The 21,762-nt window shown below is 68.2% G+C and carries 18 protein-coding genes; 7 read left to right on the forward strand and 11 right to left on the reverse strand.

From position 1 onward, the window contains the following. Positions 1–4: 4 nt before the first annotated feature. Genes AB0E69_RS23720 through AB0E69_RS23735 form a run of 4 tightly spaced genes read right to left on the reverse strand, consistent with a single transcriptional unit; the run spans position 5 to position 3,394 of the window. Positions 5–811, reverse strand: coding sequence for a hypothetical protein (locus AB0E69_RS23720; RefSeq protein ID WP_360149799.1), 807 nt, complete (start codon positions 809–811; stop codon positions 5–7). Then, on the reverse strand, positions 805–1,950 hold the full coding sequence (gene dgoD / locus AB0E69_RS23725; RefSeq protein WP_360149802.1) for a galactonate dehydratase: 1,146 nt from the start codon (positions 1,948–1,950) through the stop codon (positions 805–807). The genes AB0E69_RS23720 and dgoD overlap by 7 nt, the downstream gene beginning before the upstream one ends. Next, positions 1,947–2,660, reverse strand: a complete 714-nt coding sequence (locus AB0E69_RS23730) for an FCD domain-containing protein (protein ID WP_360149805.1) — start codon at positions 2,658–2,660, stop codon at positions 1,947–1,949. Before AB0E69_RS23730 ends, dgoD begins: the two co-directional genes overlap by 4 nt. Positions 2,661–2,671: 11 nt before the next feature. Continuing rightward, positions 2,672–3,394, reverse strand: a complete 723-nt coding sequence (locus AB0E69_RS23735) for an SDR family oxidoreductase (protein ID WP_360149808.1) — start codon at positions 3,392–3,394, stop codon at positions 2,672–2,674. A 220-nt stretch (positions 3,395–3,614) separates the two neighbouring features. Here AB0E69_RS23735 and AB0E69_RS23740 point away from each other — a divergent pair, with 220 nt between their 5' ends. From AB0E69_RS23740 to AB0E69_RS23760, 5 genes are read left to right on the forward strand one after another with little or no spacing between them, the layout of a single operon-like run. Beyond that, complete coding sequence (locus tag AB0E69_RS23740) at positions 3,615–4,904, forward strand: substrate-binding domain-containing protein (RefSeq protein ID WP_360149811.1); 1,290 nt, start codon at positions 3,615–3,617, stop codon at positions 4,902–4,904. After that, a complete protein-coding gene (locus AB0E69_RS23745) occupies positions 4,901–5,839 on the forward strand; it encodes a sugar ABC transporter permease (protein ID WP_360149814.1) in 939 nt (312 codons plus the stop codon). The genes AB0E69_RS23740 and AB0E69_RS23745 overlap by 4 nt, the downstream gene beginning before the upstream one ends. After that, a complete protein-coding gene (locus tag AB0E69_RS23750; protein WP_360149817.1) occupies positions 5,836–6,651 on the forward strand; it encodes a carbohydrate ABC transporter permease in 816 nt (271 codons plus the stop codon). Before AB0E69_RS23745 ends, AB0E69_RS23750 begins: the two co-directional genes overlap by 4 nt. Next, positions 6,648–8,651 carry an alpha-galactosidase gene (locus AB0E69_RS23755; protein WP_360149820.1) on the forward strand — a complete coding sequence of 668 codons (2,004 nt, stop codon included), beginning with the start codon at positions 6,648–6,650 and terminating at the stop codon, positions 8,649–8,651. Before AB0E69_RS23750 ends, AB0E69_RS23755 begins: the two co-directional genes overlap by 4 nt. A gap of 51 nt (positions 8,652–8,702) precedes the next feature. After that, positions 8,703–10,772, forward strand: a complete 2,070-nt coding sequence (locus AB0E69_RS23760) for an NPCBM/NEW2 domain-containing protein (RefSeq protein ID WP_360149823.1) — start codon at positions 8,703–8,705, stop codon at positions 10,770–10,772. 72 nt (positions 10,773–10,844) lie between these two features. On the opposite strand, the gene AB0E69_RS23765 is transcribed toward AB0E69_RS23760, so the two are convergent. Together AB0E69_RS23765 and AB0E69_RS23770 are read right to left on the reverse strand one after the other, a co-directional pair. Beyond that, positions 10,845–12,515 (reverse strand): family 20 glycosylhydrolase, encoded by a 1,671-nt coding sequence (locus AB0E69_RS23765; protein WP_360149826.1) that lies wholly within the window; start codon positions 12,513–12,515, stop codon positions 10,845–10,847. Then, positions 12,512–14,395, reverse strand: coding sequence for a cellulase family glycosylhydrolase (locus tag AB0E69_RS23770; RefSeq protein WP_360149829.1), 1,884 nt, complete (start codon positions 14,393–14,395; stop codon positions 12,512–12,514). Before AB0E69_RS23770 ends, AB0E69_RS23765 begins: the two co-directional genes overlap by 4 nt. Positions 14,396–14,643: 248 nt before the next feature. Here AB0E69_RS23770 and AB0E69_RS23775 point away from each other — a divergent pair, with 248 nt between their 5' ends. Together AB0E69_RS23775 and AB0E69_RS23780 are read left to right on the forward strand one after the other, a co-directional pair. Next, positions 14,644–15,144: a SigE family RNA polymerase sigma factor gene (locus AB0E69_RS23775; RefSeq protein ID WP_360149831.1), complete on the forward strand. Its 501-nt coding sequence runs from the start codon at positions 14,644–14,646 to the stop codon at positions 15,142–15,144. Further along, positions 15,141–16,292: a hypothetical protein gene (locus AB0E69_RS23780; RefSeq protein ID WP_360149834.1), complete on the forward strand. Its 1,152-nt coding sequence runs from the start codon at positions 15,141–15,143 to the stop codon at positions 16,290–16,292. The genes AB0E69_RS23775 and AB0E69_RS23780 overlap by 4 nt, the downstream gene beginning before the upstream one ends. Positions 16,293–16,326: 34 nt before the next feature. Here AB0E69_RS23780 and AB0E69_RS23785 read toward each other — a convergent pair whose 3' ends face one another. The 5 genes from AB0E69_RS23785 to AB0E69_RS23805 are packed head-to-tail and all read right to left on the reverse strand — an operon-like array spanning position 16,327 to position 21,751. Further along, the gene (locus tag AB0E69_RS23785; RefSeq protein ID WP_360149837.1) at positions 16,327–17,724 is read right to left on the reverse strand and encodes a GH1 family beta-glucosidase; all 1,398 of its coding nucleotides are present in this window, start codon (positions 17,722–17,724) and stop codon (positions 16,327–16,329) included. 10 nt (positions 17,725–17,734) lie between these two features. Continuing rightward, positions 17,735–18,733 (reverse strand): ABC transporter ATP-binding protein, encoded by a 999-nt coding sequence (locus tag AB0E69_RS23790; RefSeq protein ID WP_360149840.1) that lies wholly within the window; start codon positions 18,731–18,733, stop codon positions 17,735–17,737. Then, a complete protein-coding gene (locus tag AB0E69_RS23795) occupies positions 18,730–19,761 on the reverse strand; it encodes an ABC transporter permease (protein WP_360149843.1) in 1,032 nt (343 codons plus the stop codon). Before AB0E69_RS23795 ends, AB0E69_RS23790 begins: the two co-directional genes overlap by 4 nt. Next, positions 19,761–20,741, reverse strand: a complete 981-nt coding sequence (locus AB0E69_RS23800; RefSeq protein ID WP_360149845.1) for an ABC transporter permease — start codon at positions 20,739–20,741, stop codon at positions 19,761–19,763. Before AB0E69_RS23800 ends, AB0E69_RS23795 begins: the two co-directional genes overlap by 1 nt. Further along, positions 20,738–21,751, reverse strand: coding sequence for an ABC transporter ATP-binding protein (locus AB0E69_RS23805; RefSeq protein WP_360149847.1), 1,014 nt, complete (start codon positions 21,749–21,751; stop codon positions 20,738–20,740). Before AB0E69_RS23805 ends, AB0E69_RS23800 begins: the two co-directional genes overlap by 4 nt. Between the last annotated feature and the right edge of the window lie 11 nt (positions 21,752–21,762).

Genomic DNA, 21,762 nt, shown 5'->3' on the forward strand with positions numbered 1-21,762 from the left:
ACCATCAGACCGGCTTGGCCGACAGCGTCAACCGCCAGGTCAGCTCGCCGCTCGCCGGCATGACCGCGGCGTCGTCCGGTCCCGCGGAGGCGAGGTCGAAGACGCGGCCCAGCATCGGCTCCACGCCGAGACTGCGGTACGGCGCCTCGGTCGGGAAGCCGCCCTGGTTGCGCCACAGCGCGGTGGAGACTGGTTGCCCAGGGCAACTCAGCGTCATGGTCAGCTCAGCACCCCGGTCGCGGACCGAAACCGTTGGGCAGTCCACCAGGATCGCGCCCGCTGCAGTCCCGTCCGACGGACCGTAAGTCGACAAATCCAACGGCGTCGGCCAGGCGGACGCGACCCAGGGAGCGTCGGCCGGCCAAGCCCAGGGGAGGCCTTTGGCTGCCTCGGGATACAGCCTGCACTCCGTCCCAGGTGGCGCGGAGATGACTGCACCCGCGACACATTCGAGCAGTGCGTGAGCGGCCCAGATGAACTGATATCCCGGTGCTGCTTCGAGGTGGTAGTCGACGGTCAGCGTGTCCGTGCCGGCCGTGAAGGCTCGGTTCAGGACGGCGCCGCCGTACTCCACCGTCCCGTCCCACGGTTGATTCCACAGGCCGCCGTGGTCCGGCGTGCCGCGGACCGTGGGGAAGCACTCGTCGACACCGCCCCCGTCGATGAAGGTCGCGAGGCAGGAGCGCGAGCCGGTGACGAGGCCGGGACCGGCCCACAGCCACTCCCGCCCCGCCAGTTGCAGGGACGTCCAACGGCCGCCGTCGGCGGGGTCGACCGTCACGATGCGGCCGCCCGCGTGCGAGATCACCATTCGGCGAAGGATCCGTCGTCGTGGGACCAGATCGGGTTGCGCCAGGCGTGGCCGGTCCGGTCCGCCGCGCGGACCGCCTCCTCGTCCACGGTGATCCCCAAGCCGGGCAAGGGGTTCCACTCGGCGTGGCCGTTGACCCAGGCGAACGGCTTCGGATCGACGACGTACGACGTGAGGTCGCTCGACGCGTTGTAGTGGATCCCGCGACTCTGCTCCTGGATCAGGAAGTTCGGCGTCGCGAACGACACCTGCAGGCTCGCCGCCAACGAGATCGGCCCGAGCGGACAGTGCGGCGCCAGTTGAGCGCCGTGCGCGTCCGCGAGTACGGCGATCCGTCTCAGCTCCGAGATCCCCCCGGCGTGCGACACGTCCGGCTGCACCACGGCGACGCCCGCGTTCAGCGGCGCCATGAAGTCGGCTCGGTGGTAGAGCCGCTCGCCGAGCGCTACCGGCACCGTCGAGCTCTCCACGACCGACGCGAGATGGGCCATCTGCTCCGGCAGCACGGGCTCCTCGACGAACATGGGGTGCAGGTCCTCGACCGCGTGCAGGATCCGCCGCGCCGCGGCGACCCCGACCCGGCCGTGCAGGTCGATCGCCACATCGCGGGTGTCACCAAGGGCTTCCCGTGCGGCGGCCAGCCTGGTCACGATGTCGTTGAGCTCAGCAACGGACGGTGCGGGGGCGATCCGCCCGCTGGCGTTCATCTTCACCGCGGTCATCCCCGCGGCAACTTGTTCGGCGACGGACTCACCGATCGCCACCGGTTCGTCGCCGCCGACCCACGCGTACACCCGAGCCCGGTCCCGCACCCGCCCGCCGAGCAGCGAGGCAACGGGAGCGCCGTACACCTTGCCCGCGATGTCCCACAGAGCGTGGTCCAGGCCCGCGACGGCGCTCGACAGCACCGGTCCGCCGCGGTAGAAACCACCCTTGGTCAGGATCTGCCAGTGGCGCTCGATCTGCAGCGGGTCCTGGCCGATCAGGTACTCCGCGAGTACGTCGATGGCGGCGCGCACGACCTCGGCGCGGCCCTCGACGACCGGCTCGCCCCAGCCGACGACGCCGTCGCTCGTCTCCACCCGGCAGAACAGCCAGCGCGGCGGGACGAGGAAGGTCTCGATTCTCTCGATCTTCACGAGCGCCGCCCCCGGCCCTGTCCACGGACCTCGGTGAGGTCGAGAGCGGCCTTCGCCAGCAGTTCCCGCATCGCCAGCTCGGCACCCTCCGGGTCGTGCGCCCGGACGGCGTCCACGACCCGCCGGTGGCTGGGCACCGGGTCGTCGGACGGCTTCGCCTTGTGCACCAGCCGGTCGCGGCCCGCGAGCCCGGTCTCCATGATCACTTCCATCTTGGTCAGCAGTTCGTTGCCGGTCGCCGCGAGCAGCGCCCGGTGGAACGCCAGGTCCGCGGTCGCCGCGGCGAGGTCGTCGCGGGCCGAGGCCATCGCCTCGAGCGCTTCATCCAGCGCCACCAAGTTGGAGTCCTCTGCGCGGATCGCGGCCAGCCGGGCGGCGGCCGGCTCGACGATGCCGCGGACCTCGTGCAGCTCCTCGAGCAGTTCCGGGCGTACGTCGGCGTCCGCGAAGTGCCACCGGATCATGTCCGGGTCGAGCAGGTTCCAGTCCGAGCGCGGACGGACGAAGGTGCCGCGCTTCTGCCGCGCGTCCACCAGCCCCTTCGCGGTCAGCACCTTCAACGCCTCGCGCACCGCCGTCAGGCTGACGCCGAGATCGGCCTGCAGGTCGGGCACGTTGATCGTCGCGCCCTCCGCGATCTGCCCGGACAGAATCCGCTGGGCCATCACCTCGACGATCTGCCCGTGCAGTCCGCGTTGAATCCCCGTCACACCGCTCTCCCTCATGCTGAGTCCTTCACCGCGGACCAGCCGCCGTCGACCACCAGGCTGGTGGCGGTGATGTACGACGCCTCCGCCGACAGCAGGAACGCCACCGCCTGCGCCACCTCGTCCGGCCGCCCGAGCCGCTTGAGCGCGGTCGCCTGCGCACTCCGCTCGCGGCCCTCTTCGTCGACGCGGTCCCACAGCGCCGTCACCACCGGACCCGGCAGCACGGTGTTCACGCGGATCGAGCGGCCGTACTCGACGGCCAGCTGCCGTCCGAGCGAGATCAGTGCGCCCTTGGTCGCGGCGTACGCCGGGTGACCGGGGAGACCGGCGATGGCGTGGACGGACGAGACCAGGACGACGGAACCCGCGTTCGCGGTGAGGTCGTCGTACAGCGCTTGGAACCCGAGGAACGCCGCGGTCAGGTTGACGTCGAGCTGGCGTTGCCACGACGACTGCGGCAGCTCGTGCGCCGGCCGTACGTCGACGACCACCGCGTTGCTGACCAGTCCGTCGATCGGCCCGAGCTCGTCGTGGCCGCGGGACCGGACCTCGGCCCAGGTGTCCGCCGACGAGACGTCACCGACCACCGCGACCGCCCGGCCCGGTATCTCCTTGCAGGGGTGTACGTCGACCTGCACGACGCCGGCGCCTTCCGCCAGGAAACGCTCCACGCAGCCCGCGCCGATTCCCGACGCGGCCCCGGTCACCACGATCACCCGCCCAGCCAGCCGCACCCGGCGCCTCCTCCACTGTCGCTCCTACCCAAGCACGCGGGCAGGCTCGTTCCAACGATGAACGAGGCTCAAGTTGACCGTGACGAGGGTGTCACGTCAAGCGATTTGCTCGTAATTTACGAATTAATATTGACACTCGCGACGCCTCGCCGCAAGATCGTCCGCAACACACCACTCACTCGACTGGATCGCTGGTCGAGCAGATCTCAGGAGTTCGGGCATGACAGGTCTGGCAGCAGATCGGCGGACGTTCCTCAAGGGACTTGGCCTGCTTGGAGCAGCCACCCTGGTACCGGGGTGCGCCACCTCGGCGACCAGTTCGAGCAGCAGCGGTGGCGGCAGCGCGGCGACCGGCGAGGTCTCGCTGCAGTCGAACCTGTCGGCCGAGCAGGCGAAGGCGGCGATGGAGAAACTGGTTGCCGCCTACAACAAGACCGGCGGCAAGGTGAAGCTGAACACGGTCGCGTCGGAGATCTTCCGGACCCAGCTGCCGACGTACCTCACCTCGTCGAACCCGCCGGACGTCTACACCTGGTACGCCGGCTCGGTCGCGGACTCGTACGCGAAGAAGGACCTGCTGCTGGACGTCTCCAGCGTGTGGGACTCGATGGGCAACTACTCCAAGGCGATGCAGACGCTGTCCACGAGCAGCGCCGGGCAGAAGATCTTCGTGCCGACCAGCTACTACTGGTGGGGCATGTTCTACCGGAAGTCGAACTTCGCCAAGTGGGGCGTGACGCCGCCGAAGACGTGGGCGGAGTTCCTCGACGTCTGCAAGAAGATCCAGGCCAAGGGCATCCCGCCGATCGGGATCGGGCTCGGCGACACCCCGTGGGTCGCGTCCGCGTGGTTCGACTACCTGAACATCCGGATCAACGGCGCGCCGTTCCACCGGCAGCTGCTCGCCGGGCAGGGCAACTTCACCGATCCGAAGGTGAAGGCGGTCTTCACGAAGTGGAAGGAGGCGCTGCCGTACTTCGACCCGAAGGGCAAGTCGTTCCCGTTCCAGGAGGCGACCTCGGCGCTGCTCGGCGGGAAGACCGGGATGTTCCTGATCGGCACCTTCTTCGCCGACTCGGCGCCGAAGGACGCGCTGGACGACATCGACTTCTTCCAGTTCCCGATCATCGACCCGGCGGTGCCGGTCGCCGAGGAGGCGCCGACCGACGGGTACTTCGCGTCCAAGAAGGTGAAGGACGCGGACGGGGTCAAGAAGTTCCTGACCTGGTTGGCGACCGCGGAGGCGCAGGAGATCTACGTGCAGAGCTCGTCCGGCACGGTCATCCCGGCGAATCCGGACGGCAAGGCGGCGGACACGCCGCTGGTGAAGAAGGGCAAGGCGATGATCGAAGGCGCCGCCGAGATCACCCAGTTCTTCAACCGCGACTCGAGCGACGCGCTGCAGCCGACCGCGGACGCGGCGCTCACCAAGTTCCTCGACAAGCCGGACCAGATCGACAAGATCCTCAAGGACTGGCAGGCCGCCGCCGAAAAGGTCTTCAAGGCGTGACCTCCACCCTCACCGAGACGGCTCCCGGCCGGTCCAGCGCACGGACCGGCGGGAGTGCGTCCCGTCGTACCTGGAGGCGGGTCTCGCCGCTCATTCTGGCCTTCGTCTTCATACCGTTCGTGATCGAGGCGGTGTGGGTGTTCTGGCCGGCCTTGCAGGGGTTCTGGTTGGCTCTGACCAGTTGGGACGGGTTGTCGGCGCCGCGGTTCGTCGGGTTCGGGAACTTCTCTGACATGGTGTCGGACCCGATCTTCCGGACGGCGTTGAAGAACACCGCGATCTGGCTCGTCCTGTTCGGTGGGTTGAGCGTGCTCGGTGGGTTCGGGATGGCGCTGCTGTTGCAGCGGGAGCGCCGCGGGGTCGGGATCTATCGCGCGGCGCTGTTCACCCCGGTCGTGTTCTCGCTCGTCGTGACCGCGCTGATCTGGCGGGTGTTCTACCAGCCGGACGGTCTGATCGACACGATCCTGAAAACGGTCGGGCTGGAGAACCTGATCCACCCGTGGCTCGCCGACCCGGACAGCGCGTTGTACGCCGTGATCGTGCCGGCCCTCTGGCGGCAGATCGGGTACGTGATGGTGCTCTACCTGGCCGGCCTGAAAGCGGTCGACCCCGCGCTCTACGAGGCCGCGAAGGTCGACGGCGCGTCCGCCTGGCAACGCACCAGGTACGTGACGATCCCGCAGTTGAAGGGGGTCAACTCGGTCGTGCTCTCGGTGATCGTGATCGACTCGCTGCGCTCCTTCGACATCGTCTGGTCGATGACGAAGGGCGGTCCGTACCACTCGTCCGAACTGCTGAGCACCTACATGTACTCGACCGCGTTCCAGTCCACCCAGCTCGGGTACGCGTCCGCGCTGGCCGTGGTGATCTTCGTCCTCGCCCTGGCCGTCATTCTCGGCTACCTGATCCGCGCCTTCCGGGAGGAAGCATGATCAAGCGCGTGGGCTACCACGCCGCGATGAGCCTGGTCTCGTTCCTCTGGGTCGCGCCGATTCTCTGGGTGATCGTGATCTCGTTCCGGAGCTTCGACGATGTGGCGGCGAACGGGCTCGGGTCGTTGCCGCATTCGTTCACGTTCTCGACGTACAAGTCGGCGTGGGAGGATGCGGACGAGTTCCGGGCGCTGATCAACAGCCTGCTGGTGACGATTCCCGCCGTAATCCTGAGTCTCGGGCTGGCGTCGGTGGCGGCGTACGGGCTGGCGCGGTACAACATCCCGTTCCGGCGGACCGTTCTGCTGCTGATGCTGATGGGGAACCTGCTGCCGCCGCAGATCCTGCTGATCCCGATCTCGCGGTTCGTGGAACTGATCGGGTACTACGACACTTTGATCGCGCTGATCGCTGTGCACGTCGGCTTCGGGCTGGGGTTCTACACGTTCGTGCTGCACGGGTTCATGCGGGACCTGCCGCGGGAGATCCAGGAGGCGGCGACGATCGACGGGGCCGGTCCAGGGAAGATCTACTCTGCAGTGATCCTGCCGCTGACCCGGCCAGCGCTGGCGGCGCTGGGTGCGCTGTCGTTCACGTGGATCTTCAACGATCTTTTGTGGTCGATCACGGTCATTCGATCAGGTGAGAAGATGCCGGTCACGCCGGCGCTGCTCGGTCTGCAGGGTTTGTTCGTCTCGTCGTGGAACGTGATCGCGGCCGGGACGGTGATCGCTGCTGTTCCAACGGTCGCGGTGTTCCTTCGCTTCCAGAAGCACTTCGTCGGCGGTCTGGCCATCGGAGCGGTCAAGTGAGGACGTGGACGCTGCGCGGTACGACGACGGCGTACGTCGTCGGCGTACCTGATCACGGGTTGTGGGCGCAGTTGGTTGCTTGGGGCCCGCACGACGGGTTGTCGCTGGTCGAGATCGTGGGCACGGAGCACTTCGTGCCGCGGGCTGATGTGGAGCCGTTGGAGTACGCCGTGCGTGGGGTGCGGTACACGGCGCCGGTGGAGCTGGTGGTGAGCGGACCTGATGGGTCGGATGAGCTGCGTCCGGTCTTCGACGAAGCGGCTACCAGCGGATCCGGGGATGTCTTGCCCGGGACTGAGCTGGAGTTGGTGTTCCGGGACGGTCGGCGGGGGGTGCGGGTTGAGTTGCACTACCTCGTGGTCGGCGATGTCGTCGAGCGGTGGGTCTCTGTGGGTAACGACGGGACTGACGAGCTCACGCTGCATCGGCATGACTCGGCTGGATTTGTGGTGCCTGTTGGGAACACCGTCAAGTACTTGTGGGGTGAGTGGAACAGCGAGTTCCAGCAGGCTTCCGTGACGTTGCCGCGTGGTCGCTTCACGATCGGCAGCGCGCAGGGCATCACGGGCCATTCGTACTCACCTTTCCTGGCAACCGACGGCGATGTCGCGTACGGCGTGCAGCTGGCCTGGTCGGGCTCGTGGGAAATGTCCGCCGACGTCGACACCACCGGACTCTTGCGGATCCAGGCTGGGCGTCGTCCTTCGAGTCTGGGGGTGCGGCTCGGTCCGGGGGAGACGTGGGATTCGCCGAAGGCTGTGGGCGCTTGCAGTGCCGAGGGCAGTGACGGGCTGGCGCGGGTCTTCCACGAGTACGAACGAGCGGTCTCGCGGAAGCGGACGCCGCGCGTGCTGTACAACTCGTGGTTCGCGACCGAGTTCGACATCCGGGCCGAACACCAGCTCGAGCTGGCGCGGCGGGCGGCGAGTATCGGGGTCGAGACGTTCGTGGTCGACGACGGGTGGTTCGTTGGTCGCTCCGACGATACGGCCGGGCTCGGCGACTGGGAGGTCGATCCGCGGAAGTTCCCGAACGGGCTGGACGGCTTCATCGCGCAACTGCACGGTCTGGGGCTGGACTTCGGTCTGTGGATCGAGCCTGAATCGGTCAGTCCGAAGTCACAGCTGGCGCAGGAGCATCCGGAGTGGATCCTGCGGACGGCTGGGCAGGAGCCGGTGCTCGTCCGTAACCAGTTGCTGCTCGATCTGAGCCGGGACGATGTTGTGGAGTTCGTTTGGAGCACCCTTGATCGATTGCTCACGACGTACGACATCAAGTATCTGAAGTGGGACGCGAATCGGCCGCGGCTGGATTCCGGGGACCAGCGCCGGGATCTGGACGGTCAGGTGGTGACGAATCTGTATTCCATCCTGGACCGCCTGCGGACCCAGCACCCTGATGTGTATGTCGAGGGATGCGCCGGCGGGGGTGCACGCGTCGATCTGGGGATGGCCGCTCGGGTCGACACGTTGTGGCCGTCGGACAACACGGCTCCGCTGGATCGGCTCAGGATCCAGCAGGGTTTCCGGACCGGGTTCGCGCCGCACCTGATGAGCTCGTGGGTGACCGACGCCGAGGGGACGCACGACGGGCGGGAGCGGTCGCTCGACTTCCGCTTCCACGTCGCGATGGCCGGGGTGCTCGGGATCGGCGCGGACCTGTCCCGCTGGAACGACGAACAGCTGAAGGCGGCCGCGCGCCACATCGAGCAGTACAAGGGCATTCGTGAACTGATTGCCGATAGCAACGTCCACGGGCTCGACGCCGGCGTGCAGTACGTCGGCCCGGGGCGGTCCGTGGTCTTCCTCTGGGAGACCGGCGACGGCAACGTGCGTGGCACCCTGCCACGGCGGCCGCGCCGGGTACCGCTCGCGGGGCTCGATCCCGCGAAGAACTACGGGGTGGGTGGCGAGACCCACCCGGGCAGCTACCTGCTGCAGGTCGGCGTGCCGTTCGACGGCGTCGACTCGCTCTGCCTGGTCGTCGAAGCACTCGGCTGACCCGTTCCGCTCAACGGCAGTAAAGGCTCAATTCCCTCGAAGGATGGCACCATGAAGCGACTTCTGGGTGGGGTGATCGCGGCGGCCCTGCTGGCCGGCGCGGTCGCCGCCACCATGACACCGGCCGAAGCTGTGGTGGCTCAGACCACAGCTCCCGTTCTCAGTCCGACGCCGTACCAGGGCTGGAACACGTACTACGGCCTCGGTGGCGACTTCACCGAGGACACCATCAAGTCGGTCGCGGACTCGCTGGTCAGCCGCGGGCTGGCCAAGGCGGGGTACGACATCGTCTGGCTCGACGGCGGCTGGCAGGCCGACCAGTCCCGCAGCGCCGCCGGGGACCTGGTCCCGAACCCGGCCAAGTTCCCGAACGGGCTCAAGCCGCTCGTCGACTACATCCACAGCAAGGGCCTGAAGGCCGGTATCTACACCGACGCCGGCCCGTACATCCCGGGTCGGTGTGGTCTCGGCAGCGGCGGCTACTACCAGCACGACGCCGACACCTTCGCAGCGTGGGGCTTCGACGCCGTCAAGGTCGACTACCTCTGCGGGATCGCGGCGAACCTCGACCCGAAGACGGTGTACACCGAGTTCGCCCAGGCGCTGCGGAACAACGCGAGCCACCGGCCGATGATCTTCAACCTGTGCAACCCGGTGACCTCGCCGGACTGGGGCAACTACCCCGAGTCGCAGCAGTCGATCAACTCATGGACGTACGCGCCGGCGATCGCACAGTCCTGGCGGACCTACACCGACGTCGGTTTCCAGGGCGACATCAAGTTCAAGGACGTACTGCGGAACTACGACGCGAACGCGCGGCACCCCGAGGTCGTCAAGCCGGGCGCGTTCAGTGACCCGGACTACCTGGCGCCGGAGCTCGGGATGACGGACGAGGAGTTCCGCACCCAGTTCACGCTGTGGGCGGTCGCGGCCGCGCCGCTGGTGGTCGGTAGCGACATCCGCAAGCTCAGCGCGACGACGGTCGGCATGCTGACCGATCCCGACGTACTCGCGATCAACCAGGACAGGGCCGCGGTCCAGGCCGTCCGAGTCGGTGCCGCCGGTACGACGGAGACGTGGGTGAAGCGGCTCGCCGACGGCAGTCGTGCGGTCGTCCTGCTCAACCGGGGCGACAGCGCGAAGACGCTGACCACGACTGCGTCCGCGGTTGGTCTGACGGGTTCGCGGTTCACGTTGAAGAACGCTTGGACGAACAAGGTCACCGAGTCCGCGGGCGTTATCAGCGCGGCGGTCCCGGCGCACGGTACGGCGCTCTTCCGGGTCGGAGTCGCCACTGGCGTTCCGGATGCCCCGCATGTCACGGCCGGGATCCCGGAGGTGACCAAGGTCGGCACGGACCCGCAGCCCGAGGGCGTCGCGCCGGTCGTGGCCGGTGGCGACGAGCTGACCGTCCAGGTCAACCTCCGCAACGACGGCCTCACCCCGGCCCTGCAGCCGGCGGTGACTGTTGCCGGCGGCACCGGATGGACGGTCAAGTCGTTGTCCAAGGCACCCATACTGATCGGCCCTGGTCAGCAGGCAACCTTCACCTTCACAGCGAAGCTCCCGGCCGGCGCCGCGCCCGGGACCGCCAGTCTGACCGCGACGACGACATACCGGACCGTGTTGTACGGCGTCCAGAAGCAGACGACGGTGCTTTCGTCGATCGTGATCGCGCCGGAGCCGCCGAGCGGGACGGTGCCGCTGTCGCACCACGACTGGATCACCGCGACCAGCGGGTGGATGTCGCCGACGATCGACGAGAGCGTCGGCGGTGGTAATCCGATCAAGCTCACCGGGACGACGTACCCGACCGGTATCGGCGTCGCCTCGCCGTCGCTGATCCGGTACTACCTGGACAAGGCCTGCTCGAGGCTGACCGGTGTCGCCGGCATCGACGACGTGGTCAGCAACGTCGGCCCCGAGGGCGGCACGTCCACCTTCCAGGTCGTCGGCGACGGCAAGGTCCTGTTCGACAGCGGCACCGTCGACCGCTTCACCCCGAAGCCGTTCGACGTCGACCTCACCGGGGTTCGCGTCCTCGACCTGCTCGTAGGCGACGCCGGCGACGGCGGCTACAACGACCGAGCCGACTGGGCAGCCCCCACCGCCACCTGCTGAAACCCGTCGTCAAGAAGGGGCGGACCACCCCGGTCCGCCCCTTCACCGCATCTGGTTTCAGGCTCGGCGGGGTCAGGTCCAGTTGATCTCGGTGGACTGGAGCCAGGTCCAGGTGCGGTGGCGCCAGGTTGTGGATTGGGGGCCTAGGCGGGCGGCATAGTCGGGCCAGTTGGTGGTGGTGTGGGACCAGCCCTTTTCGGCGGCGCCGGGTAGGCGGGGGAGGAGCATGAGCTCCAGGTCCTCGGGGGTGATGATCGACTCGCACCAGATGGCTGCCTCGACGCCGATGACCTGCTCGGCCGAGGACACGCCGCGGAGGTCGGTGACCGGGTCCCAGGAGATGCCGTCCTGGATGGACGCCGGGCCGTAGAACTGCAGTCCGAGGCGTTTGCGAGCGTCCTCCTGGACAGGGTCGTTCGACACGTCCTTGTGCGGGCGGTCGAGGTACAACCAGGTCGTCGGGGAGGCGAGGATGCGGGCGCCGGCGGCGAGGGCTTTGGGTACGTCGTGCTGGGCCTTCTGCAGGCCCTCGACGAGGATCGGGAGCAGGTCTTCGGGGAGGGCCGGGCCGGAGTCGGGGTCCGCAGACTCGAGGTCGATGTCCATCCAGTACTGGACGACGTCTCCGGGGTCGAGGTCGGCGCGGGCGATCTCCTGCCAGCCGACGACGCGCTTGCCGCGGGCTCGGACCAGGGCGGCGGCCTTCTCGACGAACGCGGCGTGGTCCTCGTCGGACATGCCCCACGCCTCGTCGCCGCCGATGTGCACATACGCCGACTGCGGGAACTGCGGGATGATCGCGTCCAGCACGTCCTCGACGAACGACCATGTCTCGTCCAGCTCCGGCTGCAGCGTGCTGAGCTGGAGGGTGGCGCCGTTGCCCAGGTCAACCGTCCGGACCTGCGCCGGTGCGAGCTCGGGGTACGCCGTGAAGACGGCGGTGGTGTGGCCGGGCATGTCGATCTCGGGGACCACGGTGATGAAGCGGTCGGCGGCGTACGCGACGAGCTCCGCCAGCTCGTCCTGCGTGTAGTAGCCGCCTGGGCGATCGTCCACTGCGCCCTTTGCTGCTATGTCGGTGAGAGCGGGACGGGACGGTACTTCGACGCGCCAGCCCTGGTCGTCTGTGAGGTGCAGGTGCAGGACGTTGAACTTGTAGAGGGCGAGCATGTCGATGATGCGGCGCACCTCGGGTGGGGCGTGGAACGTGCGCACTACGTCGAGGGACAGACCGCGCCAGGCGAAGCGGGGGCCGTCGGTGATCGTCACGGTCGGGAGGGCTGCGGTGCCGTCCTGCAGGTGGGTCGAGATGAGCTGGCGGAGGGTGGTGAGCCCTCGGTAGACCGCCTCCGGGGTGGGACCGGAGATGTGGGCGCCGTCTTGAGTGATGGTCAGGGTGTGGCGTTCGTCGACCTCCTGTCCGTCCGCTCGTACGCCGGTGACTGGTGCGACGGATGGAGCGTCCGAGATGACTGCGGTGATGCCCCTGGACCCAGTGAGAAGCAGGCCGGTGTCTTGGTGGACCTCCTCGGCGAAGCGTGTGGCCAGCTCGCTCAGCTCGGGGGACACGGCCTCGACCCCGACCGCCGCCGTGAGCGTGAAGCCGCCGACCGTGACCGCAGTGCCGGCCGTGGTGTCGGCCGTGGTGTCGGCCGTGGTGTCGGCCGTGGTGTCGGCCGTGGTGTCGGCCGTGGTGCCGGTGGGGGTGAGGTGTGTTGGAGCGGGGATCAGGGGCAGGGTCATGACATGAGTTTGCGGCAGTAGAGGGCGTCTGGGGTACCTGTTGCTCCGACGCGGGTGGTGAAGGCTATGCCGGCTACGTACTCGTCGTCGGCGCACTGGCCCTTGTAGTTACCGTTGGCGAAGTCCCCTCCGGCTCCGCCGCGGTTGTCGCCGCGGTCGAACCACAGGGTGCGGCCGGCATTGCCCAGGGACTGGGAGGTGGCGGTGCACAAGGCAGACGAGACCCGGGCGCCGCGGACGCTGTAGCCGGTGAGGTAGAAGTTGGGGGCGCACTGGTACTTCGTGTAGCCGGAAGCCCAGTCCGACGAGACGTTGCGCTCGTCTCTCACTACCTCGTATGCCCCGGACGGGGTCGGACCGCCGGAGCGGCAGAGGCCTCGGTTGCCGGTGTGACTCAAGCCGATCAGGCGGAGGTCGTCCGGGCAGGCCCCTTTGCGGGCACCCACGTCCCAGTCACCCGCGCTGCGCATGCGCAGGGACTCGACGAAGTCTCCGTGGTCCGGGCTCAGCATCTTCCACACCGTCCCGACTGCAACAGGTCCGGTCCTGGTTGGCGCGTTCATCAGCCGGGTCCACGCCGACGCGCGCCAGTCGTCGCCGTCGTACAGACCGATGCGTTGACCGGTAGTAGTCCACGCCAGCAGCGCCCAGCCGTTGTCAGCGCCGCTGGTGTTGTGCCAGCCGACCAGTGGCCAGTAGGCGAAGTCTGCGTCCGTCCGAATCAGCTGGTCGACGAAGTGCTCGAACCACGCGCGCGGCTTCTCACCGGTCTCTTCCCGTCCGCCGACGCCGAACTCGCTGATCCACAACGGAGCGGTGAAGTGCCCTTCTTCTCCAGTGACGAAGAACGCCTGCCGGTTGAGCTCGCTGATCAGCTCCTCCGGCGACAGGTCCTCGTACCGCGGATCGTGTGTCTCGCCGGTCCCGGTTGCGCCGCTGTGGCGCGGACCGGTGTAGCCGTAGAAGTGGGCGGAGTACACGAGTTTGTCGGAGGCAACGAGCGTGTGGGAGAGGTACCGCGCCGGCGTCAACGTCGGCCGGTCGTGCGGGAGGCCGTCGGCCGGGACGCCGGTCCAGTTGATGCCTTCGACAACGATCAGCAGGTTGGGGTTCGCCTCGGTGAGGATCCGGTCGCCGAGGTGCTGGGAGGCGGCGAACCAGTCGTGCTCGTCGCCCGCACCCCAGTTCGGGTCGACGAGGAGGTCCCGGCGTACCTCGTTGTAGAGGTCGGCGCCGACGACGCGTGGGTTGGTCTTGTAGCGGTTGACCATGAACAGCCAGTCGCTCTCCCAGGTCGCGGTCGACTGGCTCGCGTTCCAGCGTTCGTTGCCGTCGAGGCCGCAGCACCAGCGGGTGGTGTTGGTGTGGTTGTTCAGGATCACGGCGAACCCGGCGGCGGTGAGTTGCTGTACGACGGCGTCGTACACCTCGAGTGGTGTCTTGCCGGCCAGGGTCGGGTTGGCGGCGACGGCGGGCGCGGGGACGGGCGTGGTGTCATGGATCAGCTCGTTCGAGAACTGGAGGCGGATGCTGTTCAGGCCGAGCTCGGCGAAGCCGGCGACGATGTCCGCGATCGGTGCGCGGTCGAGGCCGAGCGGCATCCGGTTGCTGTTCTCGCCGGCGTGGTGGTTGGCGTTGTCGGCCGGGTCGCCGGAGCCGTTCCAGGTCCCGCTCGCGCCGTGCCAGCTGCCGGACTTCAGGCGGAAGCGGTTGCCGTTCGCGTCGACGACGTACCGGCCCCGGGTGCTGAGCGGCGGAGTCCACCCGGCGACCAGTTGCGTCGGCCGGGCCGACATCACGGGCGCGGCGGTGCTGGATGGGGGAGCGGCGGCCGGGAGGAGCAGCGCCAGTGCGACGCCGACGGCTGTGTGGAGGCGCACGCGCTCACCTGTCCCCAGGTCGGTGGGCTAGGTGATGGCCGGAGGCTTCGCGGGACCCCCGGCCACCACCTGAGTATTGGACCAGATCAGAAGGGCCAATGGGGGATCTGGTGGATTTTTCCTGAGTTTTGTTGATTTTCGTTGGATGATGACGCTTGTGACGCGGACAGGATCCGGCAGAAAGGGTGACAACCCTTTGGGCCCCGGGCTCCGTACTCATCGGTGACGGAGCGAGCGAGGGGAAGTGGATGAGGGACGAGGAGTTCAGTGAGTACGTCGCCCAGCGGCGTACTCAGCTCCGGCGGATCGCCTACCTGGTCTGTGGCGACGTGCACAAGGCGGAGGACCTGGTCCAGACCGCGTTGATGAAGTTGTACGTCGCCTGGACCCGGGTGCAGCGGAGCGGGAACGTCGACGCTTACGTACGGCGGATCATCGTCAACTCGGGGATCGACGAGAGCCGCCGGCCGTGGCGCCGCGAGGACGCGGGGCTGGAGGGTCTGGACCCGATGGCCGCGGAAGGGATCGCGGTGGAGGACCGGCGGGCGCTGATGGAGGCGCTCGCCGCGCTCCCGCTCGGACAGCGCCGGGTCGTCGTACTGCGGTACTTCGTCGGCCTGACCATCGAGGAGACGGCCGCCGACCTGAGCCTCAGCACCGGCACGGTCAAGAGCCAGAGCACCCGCGCCCTCGCCCGCCTGAACGACTTGCTGACTGCCCAGTTCGGGCCGGTAGGAGGAAACCGATGATCGACGAGCAGACCTTGCACGAACGCTTGACCGACGCCGCGTCGGCGCAGGACGGAGCGCTGCCCCGCTCTCTCCAGGAGGACCTGACCGCCGGCCGCCGCCGGCTCTTCCGGCGGCGGCTGCTGACCGGCGCGTCATCGGCCGTCGCCGTGGCCGGGGTGGCGGTCGCGGCGGTTGGTCTGAGCGGCCCACTGCACACCGCGGCCCGGCACGAGGCGCCGGCCGCGAACCACAACGCGACACAGGACACGTCTCAAGACACGAGCCAGGAACAGACGACGGCCAATCCGGCTGCTCATGATCTGGACAAGCTGATCAGGGGTCTGCTGGTGAAACATCTCGACCCGGACCGCAAGCACCTCGACTTCAGCACCGGCCTGTTCGAGTTCGCACCGGGCGAGGCGACTGTCGGCATCGAGAACAAGGTCGGCTGGAAGGTCCCCGGCGACGCGGGCGAGGGGATGCTGGAGATCGGCCTGACCCGCTCCAACCAGCAGGGCAACACCTGCGGCTCGGTCAACGAGGGAGTCACCTGCCACCGCGTCACGCTCCCGAACGGCCGCCCGGCGATGATCGGCCACCGCGGCAAGGCGGTCGAGCTCAGCTACGTCCAGCCCGACGGCGAGACCGCGTTCGTCGCGATGAACCCGCTGTTCGGCAACAACTCCACGATCCCGCTGAAGTCCATGCCGATCACCGACGCCCAGCTGATCGCCTTCGTGACGGATCCGGCCCTGAACCTCCCGCCGGTCACCACGGCCGACCGCGAACGGGCGCTGCGGCTGGCAATGCTCGCCCCGTACCGCACGGGCCGCGAGCAGACCTACGCGGACATGCTGGCCCAGAAGCTCCAGCGCGGTCAGCGCCGGATCGTCCTCAAGATCGGCACCAGCAGCGGCCTGTTCCAGCTCGAGCTGACGATCGACCCGTCGGCCAAATGCCAGGACTGCCGGCCGGTGACACTGCCTGACACCGGACAGGGGAAGTACGCCGAGGGCGTCGTCGGCGGAAAGTACGTCCGAACCGCCTTCTATCCCACGAAGAATCTGCTCGTGCGCATCGTCTACTCCGGCGCGAAGCCGCCGTCGGACGCGCTGAGCAAGGCCGAGATGCTGATGCTGGCCTGCGACCCGCTCCTCGCCAAGTAGTGGGTGCGGCGGAGCAATCCGCCGCACCACCAGGTCAGCGGCTGCGGTAGCTCTCGGCCAGGTCCTTGAGGTAGAGGGCGCTCGCCTTCGGGGTGCGGGTCTGGGTTTCGTAGTCGACCCGGACGATGCCGAAGCGTTTGACGTAGCCGTAGGCCCACTCGAAGTTGTCCATCAGGGACCAGGCCAGGTAGCCGCGGATGTCGGCGCCCCGGGCGATGGCGTCGGCGACCGCGCCCAGGTGGGACGTGAAGTAGGACAGGCGGTCGGTGTCGTTGACGTACCCGGTCTCGTCGGGCTGGTCCTCGAAGGCGGAGCCGTTCTCGGTGATGACCATCGGGAGGCCGGGGTAGTCGCGCGCGATGCTGAGCAGCAGGTCGGTGAAGCCTTCGGGGACGATCTCCCAGTCCATCGCGGTGCGGGGTTTGCCGAGCGGGACCTCGCGGCTCACTGGCAGGCCGGCTGCGTCGAGCGTGCTCCCGTCCTCGGCGTAGCCGGAGAACTTCTGGCTGAAGTAGTAGTTGACGCCGAGCACGTCGATCGGTGCGGAGATGATCTCCAGGTCGCCGTCCTCGATCGGCAGTTCGGCGCCTTCCCGAGCAAGGTCGGCCACGATGTCGGCGGGGTAATGTCCGTGGACGAGCGGGTCCAGGTAGATCCGGCGCCCCATCCCGTCCGCCCGCCGGGCGGCGTCGACGTCCGGAGCGGCATCCGACGCGGGGTACGCCGTTGCGACGTTCAGCGTGATGCCGATGTCGAGCTTCCGCGGCGACGCCTCGCGCAGCTGCTGCGTCGCGAGTCCGTGTCCGAGCAGCAGGTGGTGTACGGCGGCGATCGCGGCCGGGTAGTCACGCCGCCCCGGCGCGTGTGCGCCGTACGCGTAACCGAGCATCGCCGAGCACCACGGCTCGTTCAGCGTGGTCCAGGTGTCGACCCGGTCCTTCAACGCGTCGAAGACGAGCATCGCGTACTCCGCGAACCGGTACGCCGTGTCCCGCACCGGCCAGCCGCCCGCGTCCTCGAGCTCCTGCGGCAGGTCCCAGTGGTACAGCGTCACCCACGGATCGATGCCCTGGGCAAGCAGCTCGTCGACCAGCCGGTCGTAGAACCCGATCCCGGCCGGGTTCACCGGGCCCTTGCCGCGCGGCTGCACCCGCGGCCACGCCACCGAGAACCGGTACGTGTCCATCCCCAGCGACTTGATCAGGGCCACGTCCGCGGGCATCCGGTGGTAGTGGTCGCAGGCGACGTCGCCGACGTCGCCGTTGTCGATCGCCCCCGGCACCCGGCAGAACGTGTCCCAGATCGACGGCGTCCGGCCGTCCTCGGTGACCGCACCCTCGATCTGGTACGACGAGGTCGCAACGCCCCACCGGAACCCGGACGGCAACCCGGCGATCAGGTCGGCGTCCCCCGAGACAGAAGTTGTGCTCATCTTTGCCTTTCTAAGCAGTACGGCCGGGAAGCCAGCACGCGACTGATCGGTTGGGGTCGTTGCGCGCGGAGGGAATCGCCAGGACCGGGATGTCGGTCGAGCAACGGTCGAAGGCCTGCGGGCACCGCGGGTGGAAGGAGCAACCGGTAGGCATCCCGCGCAGGTCGGGGGGCGAACCGGGTATCCCGGCCAGTTCGCGCCGTTCTCCGCGCAGTGCGGGGAAGGACTTCAAGAGCCCTTCGCTGTAAGGATGCAAGGAGTCCTTGTAGAGATCGCGCGAGCGCGCTTCCTCGACGATGCGGCCGCCGTACATGATCGCGATCCGGTCCGAGAACTCGACGAGCAGCGACAGGTCGTGCGTGATGAACAGCACCGAGAACCCGAGCCGCTCGCGCAGCTCCACCAGCTGGGCCAGGATCTGCCGCTGCATCACCACGTCCAGCGCGGTGGTCGGCTCGTCCATGATCACGATCTGCGGCTCGAGCACGAGCGCCATCCCGATCATCACCCGCTGCCGCATCCCGCCGGACAGCTGGTGCGGGTATGCGTCCATCCGGTCCGCCGAGATCCCGACCAGCTTCAGCATCTCCTGCGCCCGGGCGACCCGGGCGGCCGGTGACAGCTGCGGCTCGTGCGCCTTGATCACGTCGAGCATCTGGGTCGAGACCTTGTGCACCGGGTTCAGCGAGTTCATCGCGCCCTGGAACACGATCGACGTCTCGGCCCAGCGGTACCGCCGCAGCTCCGCGTCGGTCAGCGCCATCACGTCGTACGGGTCGCCCGACGGCGGGTGGTAGATCACCGAACCGCCGCTGATCACCCCCGGCGGTGGCAGCAGCCGAGTCACGCCGTACGCCAAGGTCGACTTGCCGCTCCCGCTCTCGCCGGCCAGGCCGAGCACCTCGCCGCGGTGCAACGTGAGCGTCACGTCGCGAACAGCCTGCACTGCCTGAGCACCGAGGCCGTAGTCGACGTGGAAGTCCTTGATCTCGAGTACGGGCGTCTTCACGCGACCTCCTCCTCACGACGACGCGGTACGACGGGAGTCACCGGCGCCTCCTTCGACGACAGGACCGGCGTGAACCCGACCCGCATCCGCACCGAGTGACCGTCCTTCGTCTTGACCCTGGTGTGACCGCTCGACCGCAACCGCGGGCTGACGAACTCGTCGATGCCGAAGTTGATCAGCGACAATGCCGTACCGAGGACGGCGATCGCCAGACCGGCCGGGACGAACCACCACCAGGCGCCCTGAGCCAGTGCCTGCTGCGATTGCGCCCAGAACAGGATCGTTCCCCAGTTCCACTCGGAGATCGTCGAGATGCCGATGAACGCCAGGGTAATCTCGGACATCACCGCGAAGATCACGGTGCCGACGAAACCGGACGCGATGATCGCGGTCAGGTTCGGCATGATCTCGAAGGTGATCAACCGCCAGGTGCTCTCACCGGTCGCCCGCGCGGCCTCCACGTAGTCCCGCCGCCGCAACGACAGCGTCTGGGCGCGCAACACCCGCGCACCCCAGGCCCACGAGGTGAACCCGATGACCAGGGCAACCATCAGGTCACCCGCCGACGGGATCGTGGACGCGACGATGATGATCAGCGGCAGCGCCGGGATCACCAGGAACACGTTCGACAGCGCGGACAGGCTCTCGTCCGCGGCGCCGCCGAGGAAGCCGGCGCTGACGCCGATCAGGATCGACAGCGCCGTCGCGACCAGACCGGCCAGCAGGCCGACGAACATGACGCCGCGGGTCCCGACCAGCACCTGGCTGAAGATGTCCTGGCCGAGATGCGTCGTACCGAACCAGTGCTTGCCGGACGGCGCCTGGATCAGGTCGCTGCTGCGCGCCGACGGGTCGTACGGCGCGATCCACGGGCCGATGATCGCGATCACGCAGAAGAACGCGAGCACGATCAGGCCGGTCGCGGCCTTCGGGTTGGCGACGAAACGGAGCCGGCGGCGCTTGGCCGGCGCGGTCGCGACCGGGCCCTCGGGGGTGACCGCGGTGATGGTGGTGGCTGGTGCGGACATCAGCCCTCCTTCCGGGTGCGCGGGTCGAGGAGCAGGTAGGCGACGTCGGCCAGCAGGTTGGCCACCAGGACCGACAGCGTGATGACCAGGAAGACGCCCTGCATCAGCGGGTAGTCCTTGGCCCCGACGGCCTGGAACAGGTTGTAGCCGATGCCCGGGTAGGAGAAGACGATCTCCACCAGCAGGGTGCCGCCGACGATGAAGCCGAGCGACAGCGCGAAGCCGGAGACGTTCGGCAGCAGCGCGTTGCGGGCCGCATAGCTGACCATCACCCGGCGCTCGGGGAGGCCCTTCGCGTGCGCGACGGTGATGTAGTCCTCGGAGGCGACCGTGACCATCATGTTCCGCATGGTCAGGATCCAGCCGCTCACCGACGAGATCAGGATCGTGACCGCCGGCAGCAGGCTGTGCTGGATCGCGCTGCCGATGAACGTCCCGTTCCAGGACGGGACCAGGCCGGGCTCGTAGCCGCCGGAGGACGGGAAGAAGCTGTCGGTACCGGCGAACAGCGTGATCGCCAGCAGGCCGAGCCAGAAGTACGGGATCGAGGACAGGAACGTTGTCATCGGCAACAGTCCGTCCATGATCGAGCCGCGCCGCCAGCCGGAGAGGACGCCGAGCGACGTACCGATCAGGAAGCTGGCCAGCGTGGTGATGCCGACCAGCGCGATCGTCCACGGCAGGCTCTGCTTGAGGATCTCCGAGACCGGGGTCGGGAAGAACGTGAACGACAGCCCGAGGTCGCCGTGGAAGATCTGACCCCAGTAGTCGACGTACTGGCTCCAGAGCGAGGCGTTCTTGTCCAGGCCGAAGAGCACGTAGAGCGAGTGGATCGCCTCCGTGCTCAGCTGGCCCTGGTACTTCGCCATCAGCGAGGTGACCGGGTCGCCGGGGATCAGCCGGGGGATGAAGAAGTTGATGGTCAGCGCCGCCCATGCGGTGAACAGGTAGAAGGCGATGCGCTGTAGAAGGAACTTCACTGCGCGGTTCCTTCCTCGTAGAGCCAGCACGCAGCCCAGTGACCGGCGGCGGGCAGCTCGAAGCGCGGCGGGAGGTCGGTCGAGCACTTCGGCATCGCGTGCACGCAGCGCGGGTTGAACCGGCAGCCGCTCGGCGGTGCGATCAGGCTGGGCGGTTCGCCGCCGGCCTGGTCCTCGGGCCGGCTCAACTCACCGAGGCGGTCGGGATCCGGCGCGCTCTCGATCAGCAGGCGGGTGTACGGGTGGGCGGGGTGCTGCGTAACGGTCTCGGAGTCGCCGCCCTCGACCAGGCGACCGGCGTACATCACCAGGGTCTCGTCGGCGAAGTACCGGGCCGAGGCGATGTCGTGGGTGATGTAGAGGATCGCGAGGTTGAAGCGTTCCTTCAGGTCCCGCAGCAGGTTCAGGACGCCGAGGCGGATCGACACGTCGAGCATCGACACCGGCTCGTCCGCGAGTAACGCCTCGGGATCGGCGCCGAGCGCCCGGGCGATCGAGACGCGCTGCCGCTGGCCACCGGACAGCTCGTGCGGGAACTTGTCGAGATAGCGCTCCGGCGGCGTGAGCTGCACCCGCTCCAGCAGGTCGCGGAGGTTCTGCTCGAGCTCGCCCGCGCGGCCGTGGATCTTCAGCGACCGGGTCAGGTGGTACCGCACGGTGTGCGTCGGGTTGAGCGAGGCGAACGGGTCCTGGAAAATCATCTGCACCCGGCGGCAGTACGCGCGGAACTTGCGCCCGCCGCGGACCGTGACGGACTCGCCGTGCAGGCGGATGTCGCCGGCGGTGCGCCCGTACAGCTGGGCCATCAGGCGGGCCACGGTCGACTTGCCGGACCCGGACTCGCCGACCAGCGCGGTGACCCGTCCGCGGCGGAGCGTGAGCTTGATGTCGTCGACCGCGTGCACGACCTTGCGGTCGCGGGTGAGCAGGTCGCGGACGCCCCGCCGTACCGGGAAATGCTTGGTGAGGCCCTCGGCCTCCAGAACAACCTCGGTCTCGGTGACCGTCATGGGTCTCCAAT

The organism is Kribbella sp. NPDC026611, from assembly GCF_040638345.1.
GTDB lineage: Bacteria > Actinomycetota > Actinomycetes > Propionibacteriales > Kribbellaceae > Kribbella.